The 18372-nt window shown below is 67.8% G+C and carries 20 protein-coding genes; 14 read left to right on the top strand and 6 right to left on the bottom strand.

Annotation, left to right across the window (positions count from 1 at the left end; translation table 11 throughout):
* Window positions 1-6: 6 nt before the first annotated feature.
* The 8 genes from F8178_RS19010 to F8178_RS18975 all read left to right on the top strand — a co-directional run bounded on the left by F8178_RS19010 (window position 7) and on the right by F8178_RS18975 (window position 7161).
* Window positions 7-828, top strand: a complete 822-nt coding sequence (locus F8178_RS19010; RefSeq protein ID WP_317496211.1) for a LytTR family DNA-binding domain-containing protein — start codon at window positions 7-9, stop codon at window positions 826-828.
* Between the two features lie 137 nt (window positions 829-965).
* Window positions 966-1433, top strand: coding sequence for a hypothetical protein (locus F8178_RS19005; RefSeq protein WP_317496210.1), 468 nt, complete (start codon window positions 966-968; stop codon window positions 1431-1433).
* A gap of 70 nt (window positions 1434-1503) precedes the next feature.
* Complete coding sequence (locus F8178_RS19000) at window positions 1504-3300, top strand: cation acetate symporter (RefSeq protein WP_317496209.1); 1797 nt, start codon at window positions 1504-1506, stop codon at window positions 3298-3300.
* 96 nt (window positions 3301-3396) lie between these two features.
* Complete coding sequence (locus F8178_RS18995) at window positions 3397-3744, top strand: rhodanese-like domain-containing protein (RefSeq protein ID WP_317496208.1); 348 nt, start codon at window positions 3397-3399, stop codon at window positions 3742-3744.
* Window positions 3745-3748: 4 nt separating this feature from the next.
* Window positions 3749-4675, top strand: a complete 927-nt coding sequence (locus tag F8178_RS18990) for a DUF4328 domain-containing protein (protein ID WP_317496207.1) — start codon at window positions 3749-3751, stop codon at window positions 4673-4675.
* Between the two features lie 137 nt (window positions 4676-4812).
* Window positions 4813-5724, top strand: coding sequence for a DUF5926 family protein (locus tag F8178_RS18985; protein ID WP_317496206.1), 912 nt, complete (start codon window positions 4813-4815; stop codon window positions 5722-5724).
* Between the two features lie 35 nt (window positions 5725-5759).
* Window positions 5760-6254: a SigE family RNA polymerase sigma factor gene (locus tag F8178_RS18980; protein ID WP_317496205.1), complete on the top strand. Its 495-nt coding sequence runs from the start codon at window positions 5760-5762 to the stop codon at window positions 6252-6254.
* Between the two features lie 64 nt (window positions 6255-6318).
* Window positions 6319-7161, top strand: a complete 843-nt coding sequence (locus F8178_RS18975; RefSeq protein ID WP_317496204.1) for a hypothetical protein — start codon at window positions 6319-6321, stop codon at window positions 7159-7161.
* Between the two features lie 79 nt (window positions 7162-7240).
* On the opposite strand, the gene F8178_RS18970 is transcribed toward F8178_RS18975, so the two are convergent.
* Entirely contained in the window at window positions 7241-7783 is a 543-nt protein-coding gene (locus F8178_RS18970) for a ferritin (RefSeq protein ID WP_317496203.1), read from the bottom strand.
* Between the two features lie 147 nt (window positions 7784-7930).
* Window positions 7931-8728 carry a CPBP family intramembrane glutamic endopeptidase gene (locus tag F8178_RS18965; RefSeq protein ID WP_317496227.1) on the bottom strand — a complete coding sequence of 266 codons (798 nt, stop codon included), beginning with the start codon at window positions 8726-8728 and terminating at the stop codon, window positions 7931-7933.
* Window positions 8729-9126: 398 nt separating this feature from the next.
* Between F8178_RS18965 and F8178_RS18960 the strand changes: the two genes are divergently transcribed.
* Window positions 9127-10884: a BCCT family transporter gene (locus tag F8178_RS18960; protein WP_317496202.1), complete on the top strand. Its 1758-nt coding sequence runs from the start codon at window positions 9127-9129 to the stop codon at window positions 10882-10884.
* A 118-nt stretch (window positions 10885-11002) separates the two neighbouring features.
* On the opposite strand, the gene F8178_RS18955 is transcribed toward F8178_RS18960, so the two are convergent.
* Entirely contained in the window at window positions 11003-11455 is a 453-nt protein-coding gene (locus tag F8178_RS18955; RefSeq protein ID WP_317496201.1) for a hypothetical protein, read from the bottom strand.
* Between the two features lie 60 nt (window positions 11456-11515).
* Entirely contained in the window at window positions 11516-12691 is a 1176-nt protein-coding gene (locus F8178_RS18950; RefSeq protein ID WP_317496200.1) for a homogentisate 1,2-dioxygenase domain-containing protein, read from the bottom strand.
* A 113-nt stretch (window positions 12692-12804) separates the two neighbouring features.
* On the opposite strand from F8178_RS18950, the gene F8178_RS18945 reads away from it, so the two are divergent.
* Together F8178_RS18945 and F8178_RS18940 are read left to right on the top strand one after the other, a co-directional pair.
* On the top strand, window positions 12805-13659 hold the full coding sequence (locus F8178_RS18945; RefSeq protein WP_317496226.1) for a hypothetical protein: 855 nt from the start codon (window positions 12805-12807) through the stop codon (window positions 13657-13659).
* A gap of 7 nt (window positions 13660-13666) precedes the next feature.
* Window positions 13667-14296, top strand: coding sequence for a helix-turn-helix domain-containing protein (locus tag F8178_RS18940; RefSeq protein WP_317496199.1), 630 nt, complete (start codon window positions 13667-13669; stop codon window positions 14294-14296).
* A gap of 3 nt (window positions 14297-14299) precedes the next feature.
* Here the strand turns inward: F8178_RS18940 and F8178_RS18935 are convergent, their stop codons facing one another.
* On the bottom strand, window positions 14300-15682 hold the full coding sequence (locus tag F8178_RS18935; protein WP_317496198.1) for a cytochrome P450: 1383 nt from the start codon (window positions 15680-15682) through the stop codon (window positions 14300-14302).
* Between the two features lie 53 nt (window positions 15683-15735).
* On the opposite strand from F8178_RS18935, the gene F8178_RS18930 reads away from it, so the two are divergent.
* The 3 genes from F8178_RS18930 (at window position 15736) to F8178_RS18920 (ending at window position 17635) form a co-directional block, all read left to right on the top strand.
* Entirely contained in the window at window positions 15736-15954 is a 219-nt protein-coding gene (locus tag F8178_RS18930; RefSeq protein ID WP_317496197.1) for a hypothetical protein, read from the top strand.
* 457 nt (window positions 15955-16411) lie between these two features.
* Window positions 16412-17155: a DUF5919 domain-containing protein gene (locus tag F8178_RS18925; RefSeq protein WP_317496196.1), complete on the top strand. Its 744-nt coding sequence runs from the start codon at window positions 16412-16414 to the stop codon at window positions 17153-17155.
* Window positions 17156-17164: 9 nt separating this feature from the next.
* Window positions 17165-17635 carry an NUDIX domain-containing protein gene (locus F8178_RS18920; protein WP_317496195.1) on the top strand — a complete coding sequence of 157 codons (471 nt, stop codon included), beginning with the start codon at window positions 17165-17167 and terminating at the stop codon, window positions 17633-17635.
* Window positions 17636-17654: 19 nt separating this feature from the next.
* Here F8178_RS18920 and F8178_RS18915 read toward each other — a convergent pair whose 3' ends face one another.
* Window positions 17655-18257 (bottom strand): TMEM165/GDT1 family protein, encoded by a 603-nt coding sequence (locus F8178_RS18915; RefSeq protein WP_317496194.1) that lies wholly within the window; start codon window positions 18255-18257, stop codon window positions 17655-17657.
* Window positions 18258-18372: the final 115 nt, after the last annotated feature.

Below are 18372 nucleotides of genomic sequence, written 5' to 3'. Positions count from 1 at the left end.
GGCAGGATGCGTGTCACTGTGAGTGCTCAACACGACACCCGGAAGCTACTGGCGCTCGCCGTCGACGACGAGCAGCCGGGAATGGATGTGCTCAAGCGTTGCCTCGAGAACAACCCGCACATCGAGCGCGTGCGGACCGCGGTGGACGCGTCCGAGGCGCTGCGGGTGATCTCCGCCGACGACGAAGAGGTACAGCGGCGCAGGGAGCACGGCTTGCCGCCGGTCGACGTGGTGTTCGCCGACCTGCAGATGCCCGGGCTGTCCGGGATGGAGATGGCACGGGTGTTCACCGCCCTGAACCCGGCGCCGTTGCTGGTGTTCGTCACCGGTTACAGCGAAGAGGCAGTGCAGGCTTTCGATCTTGGTGCGGTTGACTACGTGCTGAAACCGTATAACCAGGACCGGCTGAACCGGTCCATCGAGCGCGTGTTGTCGATGCTCCATCCCGGCAGGCCCGAGGAACCCGCCCGCAACGGACCGTCGCAGGAGGACAGCGAGGTAGTTCCGGTAGAGCTCGCCGGGACAACCAAACTGATCCCGCGGAACAAAGTGCGCTGGGTCGAGGCCCACGGTGACTACGTTCGGTTGCACACCAAGGGCGGCTCCTATCTGGCCAGAACTCCGTTGACGCAGCTGGAGGAGCACTGGGCCGGGGCGGGTTTCGTGCGTATCCACCGCTCGTACCTGGTGGCGCTGCGGGAGATCACCGAGATCCGGATGAGCCAGGGCAGCTACCAGGTGGTGATCGGCGAGGGTGAGAAGCTGCTGCCGGTCAGCAGGCGCAATGCCAGGAACCTGAAGGATCGGATCACGCGGCGAGGAGGTTGATATGGCCGAGTGGGTCGTGTCTCGTTGCGCTCGCTCAGGTGACGGTTCGAGACGCTCGGGATGCCGCGAGTGAGGTCGTTGTGAGCCAGCATCGCGCGTCGCATTCGCATCAGGGGGGCCAGCACCGGCAGCCGCGGGTGCGCACGCCGGATCCGACGTTGCGCACGCGGCGTAGCCGCTCCCGGTCGCCGGTGGAAGGCACGCGGGCCGGACAGCTTCCCGAGCAGAACCAGGTGGATGCCCCTACGAAGCCGAAACGGCAGCGGGTGGTGTTGGCCGAGCGGGGCCACCAGAAGACCGGGTTGCGACCGCAGGTGGAGCTTGCGCAGCAGACCAGCTGGGGAGAGATGCTGATCAAGGATCTGATCAGCGTACAGTTCCGGTTGGCCGTGGTGATCGGTTTGATCGTCGCGGTGCTGCTCGGCGGGTTGCCGTTGGCGTTCGTGCTCGCCCCTGGCTTCGCCGAGCTCACCGTGGGCACCGTGCCGCTGGCGTGGCTGCTGCTCGGGCTGGTGCCGTTCCCGCTGCTGTTCGGTGCGGGGATGCTGTACAACCGCATCGCGGAACGTCAGGAACGCACCTTCGTTGACATGATCGAGTCGTGATCTGGTCATGATTCGGGCCATGAACGGGCATTGACCGCTACGCCGCCGCGGCTGGACAGGTGAGGATCTCGTGGAGCTGAACCCGTGGGTGCTGACCGGCGTGGCGCTCGTCGGTATCGCCACGTTCTACCTGGGGCATCGCTCTTCCCGGATGGCGCATTCCACTCACGACTTCCTGCTGGCCAGGCGCACCGTGCGCTCGCAACGCAACGCGGCCGCGATCTCGGGTGAGTACCTTTCGGCAGCCTCGTTCCTCGGCGTCGCCGGTGTGGTGCTCGCCGAAGGTGCCGACGCGCTCTGGTACCCGATCGGGTTCGCAGCGGGTTTCCTCGCGTTGATGCTGTTCGTCGCGGCGCCGTTGCGGCGTTCCGGGGCTTACACGTTGCCCGATTTCGTGGAGGGGCGGCTGGCGGCGTCGCGCCGGATCCGGGTGTTCGCGAGCTTCGTCGTGGTGCTGATCGGGATCCTCTACCTCATCCCGCAGCTCCAGGGCGCCGGGCTGTCGTTCGCCGCGGTACTTCCCACCCCGATGTGGCTCGGTGCCGTGGTGGTGACCGTGGTGGTGATGTTCAACGTGGTGGCTGGCGGGATGCGCTCCATCACGGTGGTGCAGGCGTTCCAGTACTGGTTGAAGCTGTTCGCCATCGCCGTGCCGACGTTCGTGCTCGGTGCGGTGTTCCTCGGTGGCGGCGCGGGTGCTCACTCGGGAAACCTCGGCGCCGAGGCGCCGCCCGCGTTCACCGAGGAGACCACGGTCGAGGTGGATACCCCGGTGGTGCTGCGGGTCGACGAGCCGACCGTGCTGCACGCCGACGGGGTGGTCAACGGCTCGCCTGTCGATAGCCAGCTGCGCTGGGCCGAGGGGGTCGGCCACGAGGTCGATGCGGGCACCACGTTGCGGTTCGGCGAGGGGGCGGCGGTTCCGGTCGTCGATGGCGCACAGGAGCGCAACTCGAGCTGGCTGACGCCGGGTAGTGACGGGATCGGGGGGTTGCTCGGTACCTACTCGCTGATCCTCGCGCTGTTCCTCGGCACCATGGGCCTGCCGCATATCCTGGTGCGTTTCTACACCAACCCGGACGGCAAGGCGGCGCGCCGCACTACCGTGCACGTGCTGCTGCTGCTCGGGTTGTTCTACCTGTTCCCGACCATGCTGGGCGCGCTGTCGCGGCTGTACGTGCCCGAGCTGCTCGTTACCGGTGAGCGGGACGCCGCGGTGCTGCTGCTTCCCTCCGCGATGTTGCCGGGTATCGCCGGGCAGGTGGTGACGGCGATCGTCTTTGCGGGAGCTTTCGCCGCCTTCCTGGCGGCCGCGTCGGGGCTGGTGTTCAGCGTGGCCGGGGTGGTGGCCACCGACCTGCTGCCCGCGGGCAACGTGCGGGACTTCCGCATCGCCACGGTCATGATGGCGCTGCTTCCGCTGGCGCTGGCGATCGTGTTGCGGCCGACCGATCTGACGTTGAGCATCGGGATGGCGTTCGCGCTGGCGGCATCCACGTTCTGCCCGGTGCTGGTGCTGGGCATCTGGTGGCGCGGCCTGACGGCGCGCGGCGCGGTGTCCGGCATGATCGCCGGCGGCGGCATCGTGCTCACCGCGCTCGTGGCGAACCTCGCCGCCGGGTACACCGGGGCTACGTTGCCGTCGCTGGTGCAGCAGCCCGCGCTGCTGTCGGTGCCGGTGGCGTTTCTGGTCACGGTCCTGGCCAGCAAGGTGACGCAAAGCTCGGTACCGCACAACGTCGGGGCGATCATGCTCGGTATGCACGCCCCTGACCCGCTCGGCTTCGTGCAGGACAGGGAGATCCCCCGCTACGGCCACGCCGAGGAGCGGATCCGTCTCGGCAAGCGCCGCCACGGCGACACCTGAAGCCGTTTCCAGGCCCCAGACACCCCGTGTCCAGGGATCCAGCCGGTGGCGCCGCCCTAACGCGGGTCCAACCCGCTCGGTGGCACCATCGGTGGTGTGGTGTATCCGGAAGAAGTGCCGACGGCGTCCGTGCGTGAGTTGCCCTCGGACGGCTACCTCCTACTGGACGTTCGAGAGAACGACGAGTGGCGCGCGGGACACGCGCCGGACGCGGTCCACATCCCGCTGCGCGACCTGCCGATTCGGATCGACGAACTCGCCGATGAGGGCATCGATCAGACGGTGTACGTGGTATGCCGTACCGGCGGGCGCTCGGCGCAGGCCACCGCGTACCTCAACGCGCACGGCTACGAGGCCGTCAACATAGCTGGCGGCATGAAGTCCTGGCACACCGAGGGCAAGCCGATGATCGCCGACTCCGACACCGATCCCGAGGTGCTCTAGCGTTATGCGTGCCGGGCAGCGGCAGCCGAGCGGGCAGGCACGGCGCTGGGTCGCCATTCCAGCACCGTGGCCACCCGCGACGAACGGGCGCCGCGCCGCATCCGCGCCGCGGCCGTACACCGGCCCGCCCTCGTACCCGGCGCCACCTCGGTGGGGGTTCCCGAACGTCACCTGGCGCTGGCCGACCAGCCTTCCCGGGGCAGAGCCTGCGGCGCACGACCCGGTGCACAGGCAGCGGGTTCTCGGCGGGAGGGCGGTAGCCCTGCTGATCGTCACCGCGGCACTGGCGGTCATCGCCGGGGCAGCCGAGCTGTGGCGGTACGTCCTGCTGCTCCGCAGCCGGGAAGCCGCGCTGAACGCCGGTACCGTGCTCTCGGCCGACGCGCTCGTGGTGTCCTCCTCGGTGGTGCTGCTGCTCGCCGCGGTCGCCGCGATCGCCGCCTCGTTCCTCTGGCTGCTTCGTGCCCGAGCCGCGGTCGCCGTCCGGTATCGGGTGGATCCACCGCGCACGCCTGCGAGGATCGCGGCAGGCGTGTTCGTGCCGGGGCTGAATTGGGTACTCGCCGGGCCGATCGTCGCCGAGCTGGAGCACCTGGCAAGCGGGCGGCGCCCCGGCGACCGCCCGCGACCGTCGCGGCTGGTGATCGCCTGGTGGGTGGCCTGGGTCGGCAACGGGCTGCTGCTCGCGCTCACGGTGATCTGGCGGATGCGAGACGGGCTGCAAGCACAGGCCGATGGAGTACTGCTCACCGGCCTCACGAACATCGCGGCGGTGGCGTTGGCGGCGATCACGGCGGTGGTGGTGCACCGCATCACGAACCTGATCGCCCCGGTGACCGGTGACCGTCTCAGGAAGCGATGGGTGGCCGACGTCCGGGGTGCTCCCGCACCGGAGCTGCGGCCACGGCGGATGCCTTGGGTGCGGCGCTGAGATGCCGGTAGCCACCTCTCCCGCCCTTTCCGGCCGTGAGCTCCGACCCGACGGTGGCACCGGGTACCGTCGCAGTCGGGGCGTAGGGGACGCCCCGCCGAATAGGCGACACGGACGCACCACACGGAGGTAGGCACGTGGGCAAGGCGGCACGGAAGGCACGGTCGGCGAAGCAGGACGGGGCGACCAAGCGTCGCAAGCAGCGGGACGTCTTCGTCGGCCAACCCTTCGAAGGGCTGGCGGCGGAGACCGAGCTGATCGCGCTCCGCGAGTTCGTGCCCTCGGCGACCGCACCGCTACCGCTGGCCGCCGGGCACGACCGGGAGGTACAGCTGGCGACGGTGCTTCCCGGTGCCGCGGCAGCGACGGTGCGTTCCGACGGGACCGCCTTCCTCGGCCTGCAGGTGCAGGCGAAATCCTCGGATGTGAGCAGGGACCTCGGCCGGGCGCTACGTTGGCTGCTCCACGCCGACCCCGGCGACGTGCTCGCGGTTGCCGATACGGCGAGCGAGCCCGTCGACGGCGAGCGCCTCCAGGACCTGCTCGATGCCGAGCGACCGCTGGTGCCACAGCTGCATCAGGATTTCTCGTGGTGGCTGGCGCCCGAGGAGCGCGATTCCGCGGCGACGGATCCGGCGGTGGAACAGGCGAACAAGGCGATCATGCCGACGGAGCGGCTGTTCGAGCCCGGTGACGGGGCACAGCCCGGCGCGCCCTACTGGGTCGACGCCGGGGAACGCGCGCACCTGCGGTGGGTGCGTCCGGAACCGGAGGCCAGGGTGCTCGCCGGGATGGCGCGGCTGTCGGCGCGTGGTCAGCTCACCCTCGGTGAGGGTTCGCGGTACGCGGGGTCGTTCCGGGCGCACGGCCTGCTCGTGCCGGTGTGGGATCTCGACCGCGAGGCTCATGCGCGGGAGTGGGCCGAGCCCGCTGCCCGGCTGGGCGAGCGCCTGGAGGAGGCGATCGCCGGGATCGCGGAACACCCGCTGGACAGCGAGGAGCGGCGTCTCAGGGACGGGCTGATCGGGCGGCAGTTCACGATCCGATGATGACGGTGTGAGGACGACGCTGGCGGGGGCTGAACGTGGCGGGTGACGACGAGGATTTCGCGGAGTTCGTGGAGTCCGCCCTGCCCGGGTTGTTGCGCTACGGCCACGCACTGACCGGGAACCCGCACGACGCCGCTGACCTGGTTCAAACCGCGCTGGAGAAGGTGGGGGCCCGCTGGCGGGAGGTGCGCCGCAAGACGCAGGACCCTACGGCCTACGTGCGGCGCGCGATGGCTAACGCGCACATCAGCAGGTGGCGGCGGACGCGCCGGGAGAACCTGGTCGCTGACATCCCGGAGCGCCAGGGCAACCCGGCAAGCGATCCCTTCGAGCACGAACCGCTGTGGCAGGCGTTACGCGAGCTTCCACCGAGGCAACGTGCGGTCATCGTGTTGCGTTATTACGAGGGACTCTCCGAACAAGAGATCGCACGGTCGCTCGGTATCAGCCAGGGAACCGTGAAGAGCCAGGCGAGCAAGGCGATCGCGTCGCTGCGTTCGAGACTGACGGTGGTCACGGAGGAGCAGTGAGCATCGTGAGTGAGCCGAACGTAGCGCAAGCGGCCGGGCACCCGGGAAGGGAGGTGCACCCGACGTGAGCAACGCCGACGAGCCCGACGAGCTCGGGCAGGATCTGCGCAGGTTGTTCGCGGACGAGCGGCTCACCGTCCCGCATTCCGAGGGCGCAGGAGAGGCGATCGTCGCGGGCGCGCGGCGTAGGCGTCGCCGCAGGCACGCGGCTACCGGTTCGGCGGTCGCCACCGGGGTGCTCATGCTCGCGGGAGTGGCCGTGGCTGTGCCGCAGGTGTATGACTCGCCGCCGCACGTGGCCTCGCCCGCCGACAGCGACGACGGGGATGCCAGGGGGCAGGAACCTGCCGAACCGACGACGCCGGAGGCAAGCCCCGAGGAGGATGCCGCCGACCCCGGGCGGGAGCTCCACGAGCAGCGTGAGCGGGAGCGCACCACACCGCGCTCGCCCGCGGCGGAGGTGGAGCCGGGTGAGCCGGGTAACGGCGAGCACGACGGGATGACCTTCGGCGGCGATCCCACGCTCGGGCCGGGCGGCTACGGGGCGTTGCGCATCGGCATGGGCTTCGAGGACGCACGAGAGGCGGGACTGCTGGCCAATGCCGGTGCCGGGCCCCCGGAAGGGTGTGACTCCTACACCCTGGCCGAGGGCACCGATTCGGTGCGCACGGTGCGCATCTCGGCGAGCACCGGGGTAGCGGTGATCATCGCATCGGGCGCGGAAACACCGGCCGGTGCCGAGATCGGCGACACCCTTGACGAGGTCAGTGAGGCCCACCCCGGGTTGGACGGCGACGCGGGAACCTACCGCGCCAAGGCGGCCGAGGGGGCGCACTACCTCTTCGAGTTCGACGAGGGTGTGCTGGAGCGGCTGTCCCTGCGTAGCGACGACCCTGGCGAGTGCTGACGCCGGTCCGTGTGGGGCCGAACGTGACGTTCAGCGCCTTCTAGGGCCGTATCGCCACGTTCATGCCAGCTGCCGTCGGCTACAGGGCGCCGCCCGCCACCGGGGGCATGGTCGGGTCGGGTCCTGCGTCCGCGCCTTCACGGTCGAGGAAGCGCTCGATCTCGAAGACGTTGCTCCCGGCCCGCTTGGCGACGTTCAGCAGCGTCGACATGGTCGCGATCTCCTCGACCTGCTCCTTGAGGAACCACTGCACGAACTGCTCGCCGGTGTAGTCGTCCTCTTCCCTCGCGGTCTTGGCCAGGGACTCGATGTCCGCGGCGACCTGCTTCTCCTGCTCGAGCGCGAGCTCGATCAGCTCGGCGGGTTCGGTGAAGTCGTTGCGCACCTCCGCGGTGCCGGGGATCTCCACCTGGTGCCCGGTGTCGAGCAGGTACTGCACGATCGCCATCGCGTGGTTGCGCTCCTCAACGGCCTGGCGGTAGAAGCGCTTGGCGAGCTGGGGGAGGTCCTCCCTGTCGAACCACACCGCCAGCGCCACGTACTGGCGCTCCGCGTTGAGCTCGTTGCGAACCTGTTCTTGCAGGAGTTCGTAGAACTTGGAGTTCATTTCGTTGTTCCCCATGGGTTCATTTTATACACGAGTCTCGCGTCCCGGTCCACCCGGGTAGATACGGGTAAGGCTAGGGCAATCTTATTGAGGTTCCACTTAGTTTGGTAAGCCTTTCCGAAAAGGACGTCGCCGCGCGACCCTCCGTGTATGTGCTGCTTATCACGGCAGCCAGCCGATATGGTCGCGCAGCATCGCGTACCCGACGAATGCGACGACATCGAGCAAGGTGTGCGCGATGACAAGTGGAAGAATGCGGTTCGTGCGTTGCCAGTAACGGCCGAATAAAAGGCCCATTATGACGTTTCCTACGAAGCCGCCGATTCCCTGGTACAGGTGGTAGCTGCCACGCAGTATCGCGGAAATCAACAGTGCGGAATTCTCACCGAAACCCAGCTGCCGCAGCCGGGTGAGGAGGTAGCCCACGACCAGGATTTCCTCGGCAGCGGCGTTACCGAAGGCCGACAGTGTGAGCGTGATGGGCTGCCACCAGGTGTCGTCCAGTGCGGATGGGATGACCGCGAGGTTCGCTCCCGCCGACCACGCCGCGAAGTACAGGGCCAGGCCGGGAATGCCGATCAGCGCGGTCAGACCGATGCCGGTGAGCACGTCCCGGCGTACCCTGCTCGCATCGAGGCCGATGCGGCGCAGCGCGATGCCTGCGCGCCACAGCAGGTAGAGCCCGAGCGCCGCCCAGCCGAGCAGTTGCAGCACGCCGAGGAGCTGCTGCGCCATGTCGATGACCCCGATGGCTGCTTGCGGCCGGTGCAGCGCGACGTCTTGCTCGGCAAGCGGCTCGGGTCGCAGTAGCGAGTCGAGCAGCGACAGCAGCGCGCGCATCCCGGCCAGCCCGAGCGTGATCGCGAACACGATGACCAGCTCGATCACGATCGCCCGCCGCTCGGCCGGTGCCGTCACTGCGGTCGGTGATCGGGGGCGGGGCGGTTTGAGCCAGCTCAGCAGCCTCGCACGACCCCGGGTTCCCGGGGGCAGCCGGTGTGGCTCGCCGTCACCGGGAGCGTGATCACCGTCTGCTCCGTGGTCCTGGTTGGGATGCATGGCTCGACTGTTGCACAGGTGCGTCGCCGTGTTGCCTGCGCGAGTTCACGTTAACCTGATCACACCGCGAGTAGCCGGCAGCGGTGTATCCGCTTCGCCTGCCAGATGATCGAAAACGGAGGGCATGCATACAGGAAATACCGGTTGTGTTCACCCGTGCGCACGCGGTGCGTATACGGTGCGTCGGTCCTCAACCAGAACGTTACTCGTCTCGTATACGGTTCCCCGGGACGCACTGCGGGGGTGCCTGCTAAGCAGGAACGTTCGGGGGACGCTCGCACGCGAGCACAACGTTGGAGATGTCGGAAGAAAGGAACCGCAAGGTGGCGACATCGTCAGATACATCGCCGGAGCCTGCGCAAAGCGGCGCTCCGGCTGAACGAGGACCCTGGTACAGCTCGATCCAACCGGCGGTGTTCTGGCCGTCGATCGTCATTATCGGCATTTTCGTGGCCTTCGCCGTGATCGTGCCGGGTACGGCCGAGGAGTGGCTGCAGACGGTCAGTGGTGAGATCACCCGTTACTTCGGCTGGTACTACAACTTCCTCGTCACCGCGTTCGTGGTTTTCGCCATCTGGGTCGGTGTCAGCCACTTCGGAGATATCAAGCTGTCCCCACAGGACGAGGAGCCGGAGTTCAGTCTCGGTTCCTGGCTGGCGATGCTGTTCGCCGCCGGTATGGGGATCGGCCTGGTGTTCTTCGGTGTGGCCGAACCGCTCATGCATTTCGACTCGCCGAAACCGGGGGTCGAAGGCACCCAGAGCGAGCTCGCCGAGGCCTCGCTGATCCAGACCTTCCTCCACTGGGGCCTGCACCCGTGGGCGATCTACGTGGTGGTCGGCCTGGCGATCGCGTACATGGTGCACCGCAAGGGCAAGCCGATCTCGATCCGCTGGGCGCTGCAGCCGCTGCTTGGCAACCGGGTCAAGGGTGTGCTCGGCGACATCATCGACATCGCCGCCGTGATCGGTACGGTCTTCGGTGTCGCGACCTCGCTCGGTCTCGGCGTGTTGCAGATCGCCGCCGGGTTGGAGTGGATCGAGGTCGTGCAGGATCCGGGCGATCTGGTGCACGTGGTGCTCATCGGCGTCATCACGCTGATCGCGGTGATCTCGGTCGTCACGGGTGTGAAGAAGGGCATCAAGTGGCTGTCCAACTTCAACATCACCTTGGCCGGGGCGATCATGCTCTTCGTGCTCATCGCCGGGCCGACCATGTTCGTGCTCCGCGAATTCATCCAGTCGATCGGCCTGTACCTGCAGAACCTGCTGCAGTTGAGCTTCGACACCACCGCCATGCAGGGTGAGGCGGGTATCGAGTGGCAGGGCTTCTGGCAGGCGTTCTACTGGGGCTGGTGGATCTCCTGGGCCCCCTTCGTCGGCGTGTTCATCGCGCGCATCTCCCGGGGCCGCACAATCCGCGAGTTCGTCGGTGGCGTGCTGCTGGTTCCCACCATCGTGACGTTCCTGTGGTTCAGTGTCCTCGGCGGCTCCGGCCTGTTCCGCGAGCTCTTCGGTGAGGGTGGACTCATCGACCCCGAGGACGGCGTTACCCAGGAGGGCGCGCTGTTCGGCCTGTTGGAGGGCTTCCCCGGTGGCACCATCGTCATCGGACTCGCCGTGCTGCTGATCGCCACGTTCTTTATCACCTCCTCGGACTCCGGTTCGCTGGTGGTGGACATGCTGGCCTCCGGTGGTCGCACCGAGCCGCCGAAGTGGAGCCGGACCTTCTGGGCCACCGCGGAAGGTCTCGTGGCGATCGCGCTGCTGCTGGCCGGGGGGCTGGAAGCCTTGCGGGCAGCGGCGATCATCATCGCGTTGCCGTTCAGCGTGGTGATGATCCTGATGTGTATCGCCAGCTGGCGCTCGTTCACCATGGAGCGACGAGCCTTCCTACGAATACAGCGACGACAAGAGCAAGAAGCGCTCACCGAGCAGGTCTCGCAGAACCTCATCGAGGAGGGCTATATCGAGCCCAACAGCGCGAGCGGGGCCACGCCGGGTTCGGGCAACGGTGGTTCGGGACCGGGATCGGGGCCGACCTCGAGCACCCCGTAACGCCGGTTCGAGCCGGGCAGCACGACAGCAGTGGGGCGGGCGCCACGGGCGCCCGCCCCACTGCTGTTTCCTGTGTTGTGTCGCGGTCGGGGCTGTATGTGCCGGGTGGACCGGCGGTTCAGCGGCGCCGGTACCAGTTCCGGTCGGGGTACGGCAGCACGATCCGCGCGATGACGGTGGTCAGCAACCAGCCGATCAGCAGCCACAGCAGCGCCGCGACCCCGTGGTTCAGGGCGACCTGCACCTTCTCGGGTCCCCAGAGGAACAGGTTGTTCAACCCGAGGGAGACCCCGTTGGCCCAGTCGGTGATGAACCGCGCGAAGGGGTTGGCGAAGTTGGCGTCGGCCACGAAGAGGATGATGTGGAGGGCGAGGACCGCGGCGAACAGCCCGCAGATGAGGCTGATGATGCCGTTGACACGCCTTACCACGCTGACCTTGTCAACGCCGCCCTCGTCGTAGTCGTAGTCGTACCTGCTGCCGTGGGCGTCCCGTTCCCCCCGGCCTTCCCGGTAGTCGTAGGAGCCGCGCTGCCCCCGGTTGTCCGGGTATTCGTCCTCGTAACGAGCCATTCTGGCAGTGTGACACGTCACAGGCGTGGGCGTCGGGATCTCTCACCCGCTGGTGTGGCGTTACCGCCCGCCCGACCAGGTCCAGGCGTAGTCGGGATCCTCGCAAGCCTGGGCGGCCTCGCCGAGATCGAGTGGCGCGAAGGTGTCGATCATGACGGCGGTCTCGTCGAAGAACTCCGCTCCGATCGAGGCCTCGGCCGCCCCCGGCTGTGGCCCGTGGGTGAATCCGGACGGGTGCAGCGACATCGAGCCGATCCCGATGCCGGATCCGGCACGCGCCTCGTAGTTGCCGCGCACGTAGAACATGAGCTCGTCGGAGTCGACGTTGGCGTGGTTGTACGGCACCGGGATGGCATCGGGGTGGTAGTCCACCTTTCGCGGGCAGAACGAGCACACCACGAAGTTCGGGCCCTCGAAGGTCTGGTGCACCGGTGGCGGCTGGTGGAGCCGCCCGGTGATGGGCTCGAAGTCATCGATGTTGAACACCCACGGGTACAGGCACCCGTCCCAGCCGACCACGTCGAAGGGGTGGTGGGCGTAGGTGTAGCGGGTCAGCCCGGCGCGGTGTCGTACGAGCACGTCTGTGGGGTTTTCGGCCTCGTCGCCGTCGACCACCAGTGGCTCGCTCGGGCCACGGATGTCGCGCTCGCAGTACGGGGCGTGTTCCAGGAACTGCCCCTTGGGCGAGAGGTAGCGCTTCGGCGGGGCGATGTGCCCCCGCGCCTCCACACACAGCGCGGTGAGCTGTTCGTGCGGCACCACGCGGTAGGTCGTCGAGGTAGGCAGCACGAGATAGTCGCCGTCGCCGACGTCGAGCGCCCCGTAGATGGTCTCCACCGTCGCCGAGCCGCCGTGGACGTAGAGCACTTCGTCGCCGGTGGCGTTGCGGTAGAGCGGGCTCGGTGCACTCGCCACCACGAAACCGAGGGTGACATCGGCGTTGCCGAACAGCCTGCGCCTTGCGGTCACGGCGTCGGCCTCACCGGGGAACTTGAGGTCCTGCGTGCGGTAGGAGCGCGGTTTGAGGGGGTGGTTGGGGGTGAGCGCCCCTCGGTCGTCGTCAACGGCGACCGCGTCGACGATCGCGGTCGGCAGGTTGCGGTGGTAGAGCAGCGCGGAGTCCGAGGAGAACCCCTCCACCCCCATGAGCTCCTCGGCGTAGAGGCTGCCCTGGGGGGAGCGGAACTGGGTGTGACGCTTGCGCGGGATATGACCGACTTGCCGGTAATACGGCATAGCTACTCACCTGTCCCTGAATGTCCGGGATTCGTGTGTCCGAGTGTGTTCGGTAGTCGAACCAGTTTGCGCGATTATAGTACGCTACTAGCGTGTCAGTCGTGTCAAGTGCAGTGGAACTTCCGCCGCCCGGCCCCAGTGGCATCCCATCCCTGTTCACCCGTCTTATCGACGACTCGGCGCTCTTCCCACCCGGCACGGCGACGATGTCGGAGGCGCTGCAGACGTACTTGGAGGCGCGCGCAGGAGAGCACGGAAGCGTGCTCGGTGCGTTCCTCTGCCCGGCTTCCCGGCTGCCCGAGATGATCACCGAGCTGGTCAAGATCCGCCCGAGCGAACCGCTGCCGCTGTCACTGATCATCGATACGGGGCTCGGTGGGGTGCCGAAGGCTATCTCGATCGTGGAATCGCGCTCGGAGATGCTTACCCTGCGCATGGTGGAGATGCCCGCCCCGTCGGACGTCGACGAGGTGTGGCTGGAGCGGGTCTCCGAGTTCGTTCCGGAGGACGTGGTGCGCGTCGTGGAGCCGCGCAGGGGAACCGGCTGGCTCGAAGGGGTCAGGAAGGTCGTCGAGCACGGTAGCTGGCCGAAGATCCGCTGCGGTGGCCAGTCCAGCGAGAACTTCCCGAGCGTCGACGAGGTCGCGGATTTCTTCGCGGTGGTCAGCACGGTCTCCGGCGCGTCGTTCAAGGCGACCAACAGCCTGCATCGGGCGGTGCGCCACGTCGATGAGGAATCCGGTATCACCCATCACGGGTTCTTGAACCTGCTGGTCGCCGCCGCGCGTTGCCTGTCGGGCAAGGATGTGCGGGACGCGCTGGACAGCACCGACGGCGACGCGCTGGCGCGGGAGGCTTCGGCGCTGTCCGGGCCTGCGGCGAAAGCGGTTCGGCAGCTGTTCGCCTCGTTCGGCTCGGCGACGTTCGCCGACACCACCAAGGACCTGTCCGAGCTGGGGTTGCTGTGATCGGGCCATGAGCGGTGAGGGGTCGCTGACCCTGGATCGCGGGTTAGCGTTGCTGCAGGCCGTCGCGGAGGCCGAGGGCGAGGCCTGCACGGTTTCCGAGCTCGCCGTCCGGATCGACGTCAGCAGGGCCGCGGTGTACCGCTTGCTTGGTCCGCTTACCAAGCGTGGGTTGGTGTGGCGCGACGGCTCGAAGGTCCGCCTGGGAACGGGGCTGCTCCGGCTGGCTGGCAAGGTGCTGCCGCAGCTTCGGGATGCGGCCGCGCCGGTACTGCGGGATCTGGCCGAGGAAGTGGGAGCGACAGCGCACCTGTCGATCGCCGATGCGGACATGGTGGAAGCCGTCGCGGTGGTGGAGCCCTCGTGGACGAGCTTCCATGTCGCCTACCGGGTGGGGACGCGGCACACCATCGACAAGGGAGCGGCGGGCAAGGCGATCACGCTGCGCCAGGACGAGGGCGACTGGGTCACCACCGAGGGGGAGTTGCAGGAGGGGGCGCGGGGCGTGGCGGCGCCGGTGCGCCGCGTTCCCGGGTTCCGCGCTAGCGTCGGCGTGGTCTCGCTCGGCTCCCTGGATGTCGAGGCCGTCGGCCCGAAGGTGGTGGAGGCCGCTGCACGGCTGGCCCGCGTGCTCAGCTGAGCGCTAGTCAAGCGCTGCCGCCCTGCGGTGCAGCCGCATCGGGATGCCACGCCGGGGGCGCAGGGTTATGGTCGGTACCGGTTCCTCGCGGAAACCGGGAACCAGGTCCAGCCGGTACCGCTGGGTGATCGTCGCCAGCAGCAGCACGGACTCCAGCATCGCGAACCCGCCCCCGATGCACTGCCTGCGGCCGCCGCCGAACGGCAGGTACGCGAACCGGTGGCGGGCACTTCCCTCTCCCGGCAGGAACCGTGTGGGGTCGAACCCCTCGGGATTGGGCCACTGGTCCGGGTTCCGGTGCAGCAGGTACGGCGCGGGCGCCACGACGCTATCTGCCGGGACTGGTTCGCCGTCCAGCTCGTCGGCGGCGATGGCCTCTCGCTCGATGATCCAGGCGGGCGGGTAGAGCCGCATGCTCTCGGAGATCACCGCTGAGGTCCAGGTCAGCTTGTCCGCATCCGCCGCGGTGGCCTCCCGCCCGGCCAGCACCTCGTCCACTTCGGCCTCGAGCCGGTCCCGCGCCTCCGGGTTCCGCGACAGCAGCATGAACGTCCATGCCAGCGCGTTGGCCGTCGTCTCGTGCCCGGCCAGCAGGAAGGTCATCAGCTCGTCGCGGACCTGCTGCTCGCTCATCGGTTCGCCGGTGGTCTCGTCCCGCGCGGCGAGCAGCATGTCCAGCAGGTCGCGCGCGCCTGCGTCTCCGGGGAGTCGCTGCTCGGCACGGCGCCTGCTGATCAGGCCGTCCACGACGCCGTGCAGCTGCGCCTCCGCTGCTCGGGCGCGCAGCCGGTTGGGGGTGGGCCAGCGATGGTAGTTCGGCGCCACCAGGAACAGCGGGCTGCGCACCACCTTGGTGAACGCGTCCAGCACGGTGGCCAGTGCGGGCCCCATGGCACCGGCCTCTCCGGTGAGGTCGGCGGAGAACAGTGCACGGCCTGCCACGTCCAGCGCCAGCGCGCTCATCTCCTCGGCGACGTCGAGCAGTGCCCCGTCCGGGCGCGCGGCCCAGGACTCCAGCGTGGTGTGCGCGGCGGCCACCATCGCCGGAGCGAAGGAGTCGATGTGCCTGCGGGCGAACATCGGCTGCACGATCCTGCGCTGCCGGGCCCAGTCCTCGCCCTCGTTGGTCAGCAACCCGTTGCCGAGCACCTCGGTCATCGGCTTGTAGGTGCGCGCCTTGCGGTAGTTGGCCTGGTTGCTCACCAACACGTGCGCGGCAAGCTCAGGGCGGGAGATCAGCAGCAGCTTGCCGCCCCGTGGCAGCGGGACTCGCACGAAATCGCCGTAGTGGTTGGTCAGCGATACGAAACCCGTCAGCGGGTCGGCGCGTAGCGACCGCAGGAGTGCGAGCGCCTGCCTTCCGGTGGGCCCTGCTGCTGTGGACACGGCGACCTCCAGCCCCAGTGATGCGATAAGACAAGCGTCTAATCGCTGCTGGGGTGTGTCAAGGCGGAGCCGTCGACGACGGCAGGATCGGTGCTGATCGGCCGGTCCGCCAGTTCATCGGCACGCGCCCGCATGTCCTGGCCGAGGTGGTGAAGAAGATCCCCGAGGGTGCGCAGCTCATCTGCGGGGAGCTCGCCACCGTGTTGCGCGTCGAGCAGGGTGACGACAGCGGTGCCGAGTTGACGATTGATCCTGCCAGCTCGTGCCAGTAGAGCCCGATCGCGCTCGATCATCGCTGACAGTCTCGCATCGTTCGAATGGCGGAGCTCGGCAGTGAGTTTTTACAGCTCGGGCAGGAACTGTACTGGGCCAGTCTCGAGTCTGCGTCGGGGCCGTACAGCGGGAGGCACAGGGCTCCACAGATTGCTACGTATGCCTTCCCGTAGGCGTACGGCACGGTGTCGCCGGATACGTAGTGTGCCCGTTGCTCGAACGGCCTGCGCAAGTCAGTAGCTTGTGGCATCCATCCGTAGCGGCGCCGATCGCGGGTGTCTTGGTGAGACACAGTAGTCAACCTCCTGGTCGCCGGAACGATTGCTGTTTGTCCTGGCATCACGCCTGTGTCCACGATGTTTGTGTTCATGGGGACGGGACTACCGCTTGATGGGACGCATAGGGACGTCTGGAGTACCATCAAGACGTCCCAGCTGGTCTCACGAAGGGCGTGCAGTGGTCAACGAGCGGCTACGTGCGGCGATGGAGTCGCGAGGTATCAACCCAGTCGAGCTTGCGCATTCGGTTGGTGTGGACCCCAAGACCGTCGAGCGCTGGATTGGTACCGAACGGGTTCCGTACTCACGGCACCGTCGCGCAGTGGCAGCGAAGCTCGAAGTAGGGGAGCGTTACCTGTGGCCCAATGCCGTTTCCATCGAGCGTGCTGATCGGGCGAGCCAGTCGGAAGTTGTTCAGGTGTATCCGCACCGCAACGCGGTCCCCGACAGCCTGTGGGATCGGCTGATCACCGAGGCGCGGACCTATGTGGATGTTCTGGTCTATGTCGGAATGTTTCTCACGGAGAAGCCGACCCTGGTGGACACGCTTCGAGCGAAGGCAGAAAGTGGCGCGCGGATCCGGCTGCTGTTTGGCGAACGTAACAGTGACGCTGTCATTCGACGGAGCCTCGATGAGGGCATCGGGCGGAACACGATCTCGGCAAAGATCGACCACGCATTGGCACATTTCGCGCCTTTGAAGGGGACGCGTGGCGTCGAGATCCGCACGCACGACGCCGTGCTCTATAACTCGATTTACCGATTCGACGACGAGATGATCGTTAATCCCCACGTGTTCGGTAAGCTTGCCGCCCACGCGCCGGCGATGCATCTGCGTAGGCTGGCAGCGGGAGAGCTCTTCACCACCTATGCCGACAGCGTCGATGCAGTCTGGGAGACTGCTCGCGCGCATACGTGGTAGGCAGAACCCATGGCGAAGGCGGATTACTACGACGACCCCGAGGCCCCACTGGCCAACAGTCTGGTGGTCGCCGTCGGTGCGGTGGTGCGTGATGAGCATGGCCGGGTGCTGATGATCGAGCGCACCGACAATGGCCTCTGGGCAGTGCCAGGTGGTGCCCAGGAGATCGGGGAGACCACCCGCCAGGCCGTCCTCCGTGAGATACACGAGGAGACCGGCATCGAGGTCGAGCTGACCGGCATCGTTGGCATTTACTCCGACCCGCGACACGTCATCGCCTACGACGACGGCGAGGTTCGTCAGGAGTTCGCCATCATCTTTCACGCCCGCCCGACCGGGGGCGCGCCCCGACCGAGCATCGAATCACGCCGGGTGCACTGGGTCCCACCCGACGAGCTCGAAGCCCTGACCGTCGCCCCGGCCGTCCGGCTCCGTCTCCGTCACGCACTGGAGGGCCGTGGCGAGCCGTATCTCGACTGAACCGCCCGAATCACCGGGGTCACCCGTTGAACGCGCTCAGCAGGGCGAGCCCGGCCAGCGCTGCGAAGGTGAAGCCCGCGATGCGGTGCAGCAGGCGTGGGTTGATGCGGGCGCGGAGCTTGCGGCCTGCCACGATCGCCAGCAGCGCGACGAGCACCAGCGCGGTGAAGGAGCCGAGGCCGACGGCGATCGGGCTGCTGGAGCGAGCCGTGAGCCCCGCCGTGGCCAGTTGCGAGGCGTCGCCGAGCTCGGCGAGGAACAGCACCGCGAAGGAGGTCATCGCGGCCCGGGCGAACGTCACCGGGCGGGAGCCCTGCATGCTGGCGTCCTCCGGGGCGACCTCGGCCCGCCGGAAGCCCTCCCGAAGCAGCAGGTAGGCGCCTGCGCCGAACACGGCGGCGACGGCGAGCGAGACCAGCATGCCGGGCAGCAGTGTCAGCGCGCTGCCGAAAGCCACCGCCAGCACCGTGTGCACCGCGAATGCCGTCGAGACGCCGAGGAGCACGGCGGCGACGCGGTAGCGCGTGGTGAGCACGAGCACCGCGACGGACGTCTTGTCGGGCAGCTCGACCGCCAGTACGAACGCGAGCGCGCTCGCGAAGGCCAGCAACTCGGCGGACACGGATTCCGACCCCCTTGATCGATTACCACGACCACGTTAGCCGGAATAGTGACGATCGGTCCATATTCTTGGAATTGCGAATTTGCGATTTCGGGTTCCCGAGGAATAGCGGTTC

The organism is Haloechinothrix sp. LS1_15, from assembly GCF_033042135.1.
Taxonomy (GTDB): Bacteria; Actinomycetota; Actinomycetes; order Mycobacteriales; family Pseudonocardiaceae; genus Haloechinothrix.
This window is presented reverse-complemented; position numbering and strand designations above follow the sequence as displayed.

Excerpts from the sequence above, each read along its gene's own strand:
- F8178_RS18940 (WP_317496199.1), top strand. The coding sequence starts at position 13,667 with ATGAGCGGTGAGGGGTCGCTGACCCTGGATCGCGGGTTAGCGTTGCTG.
- F8178_RS18920 (WP_317496195.1), top strand. The coding sequence starts at position 17,165 with ATGGCGAAGGCGGATTACTACGACGACCCCGAGGCCCCACTGGCCAAC.
- F8178_RS18970 (WP_317496203.1), bottom strand. The coding sequence starts at position 7,783 with ATGGGGAACAACGAAATGAACTCCAAGTTCTACGAACTCCTGCAAGAA.
- F8178_RS18955 (WP_317496201.1), bottom strand. The coding sequence starts at position 11,455 with ATGGCTCGTTACGAGGACGAATACCCGGACAACCGGGGGCAGCGCGGC.
- F8178_RS19010 (WP_317496211.1), top strand. The coding sequence starts at position 7 with ATGCGTGTCACTGTGAGTGCTCAACACGACACCCGGAAGCTACTGGCG.
- F8178_RS18950 (WP_317496200.1), bottom strand. The coding sequence starts at position 12,691 with ATGCCGTATTACCGGCAAGTCGGTCATATCCCGCGCAAGCGTCACACC.
- F8178_RS18990 (WP_317496207.1), top strand. The coding sequence starts at position 3,749 with ATGCGTGCCGGGCAGCGGCAGCCGAGCGGGCAGGCACGGCGCTGGGTC.
- F8178_RS18960 (WP_317496202.1), top strand. The coding sequence starts at position 9,127 with ATGTCGGAAGAAAGGAACCGCAAGGTGGCGACATCGTCAGATACATCG.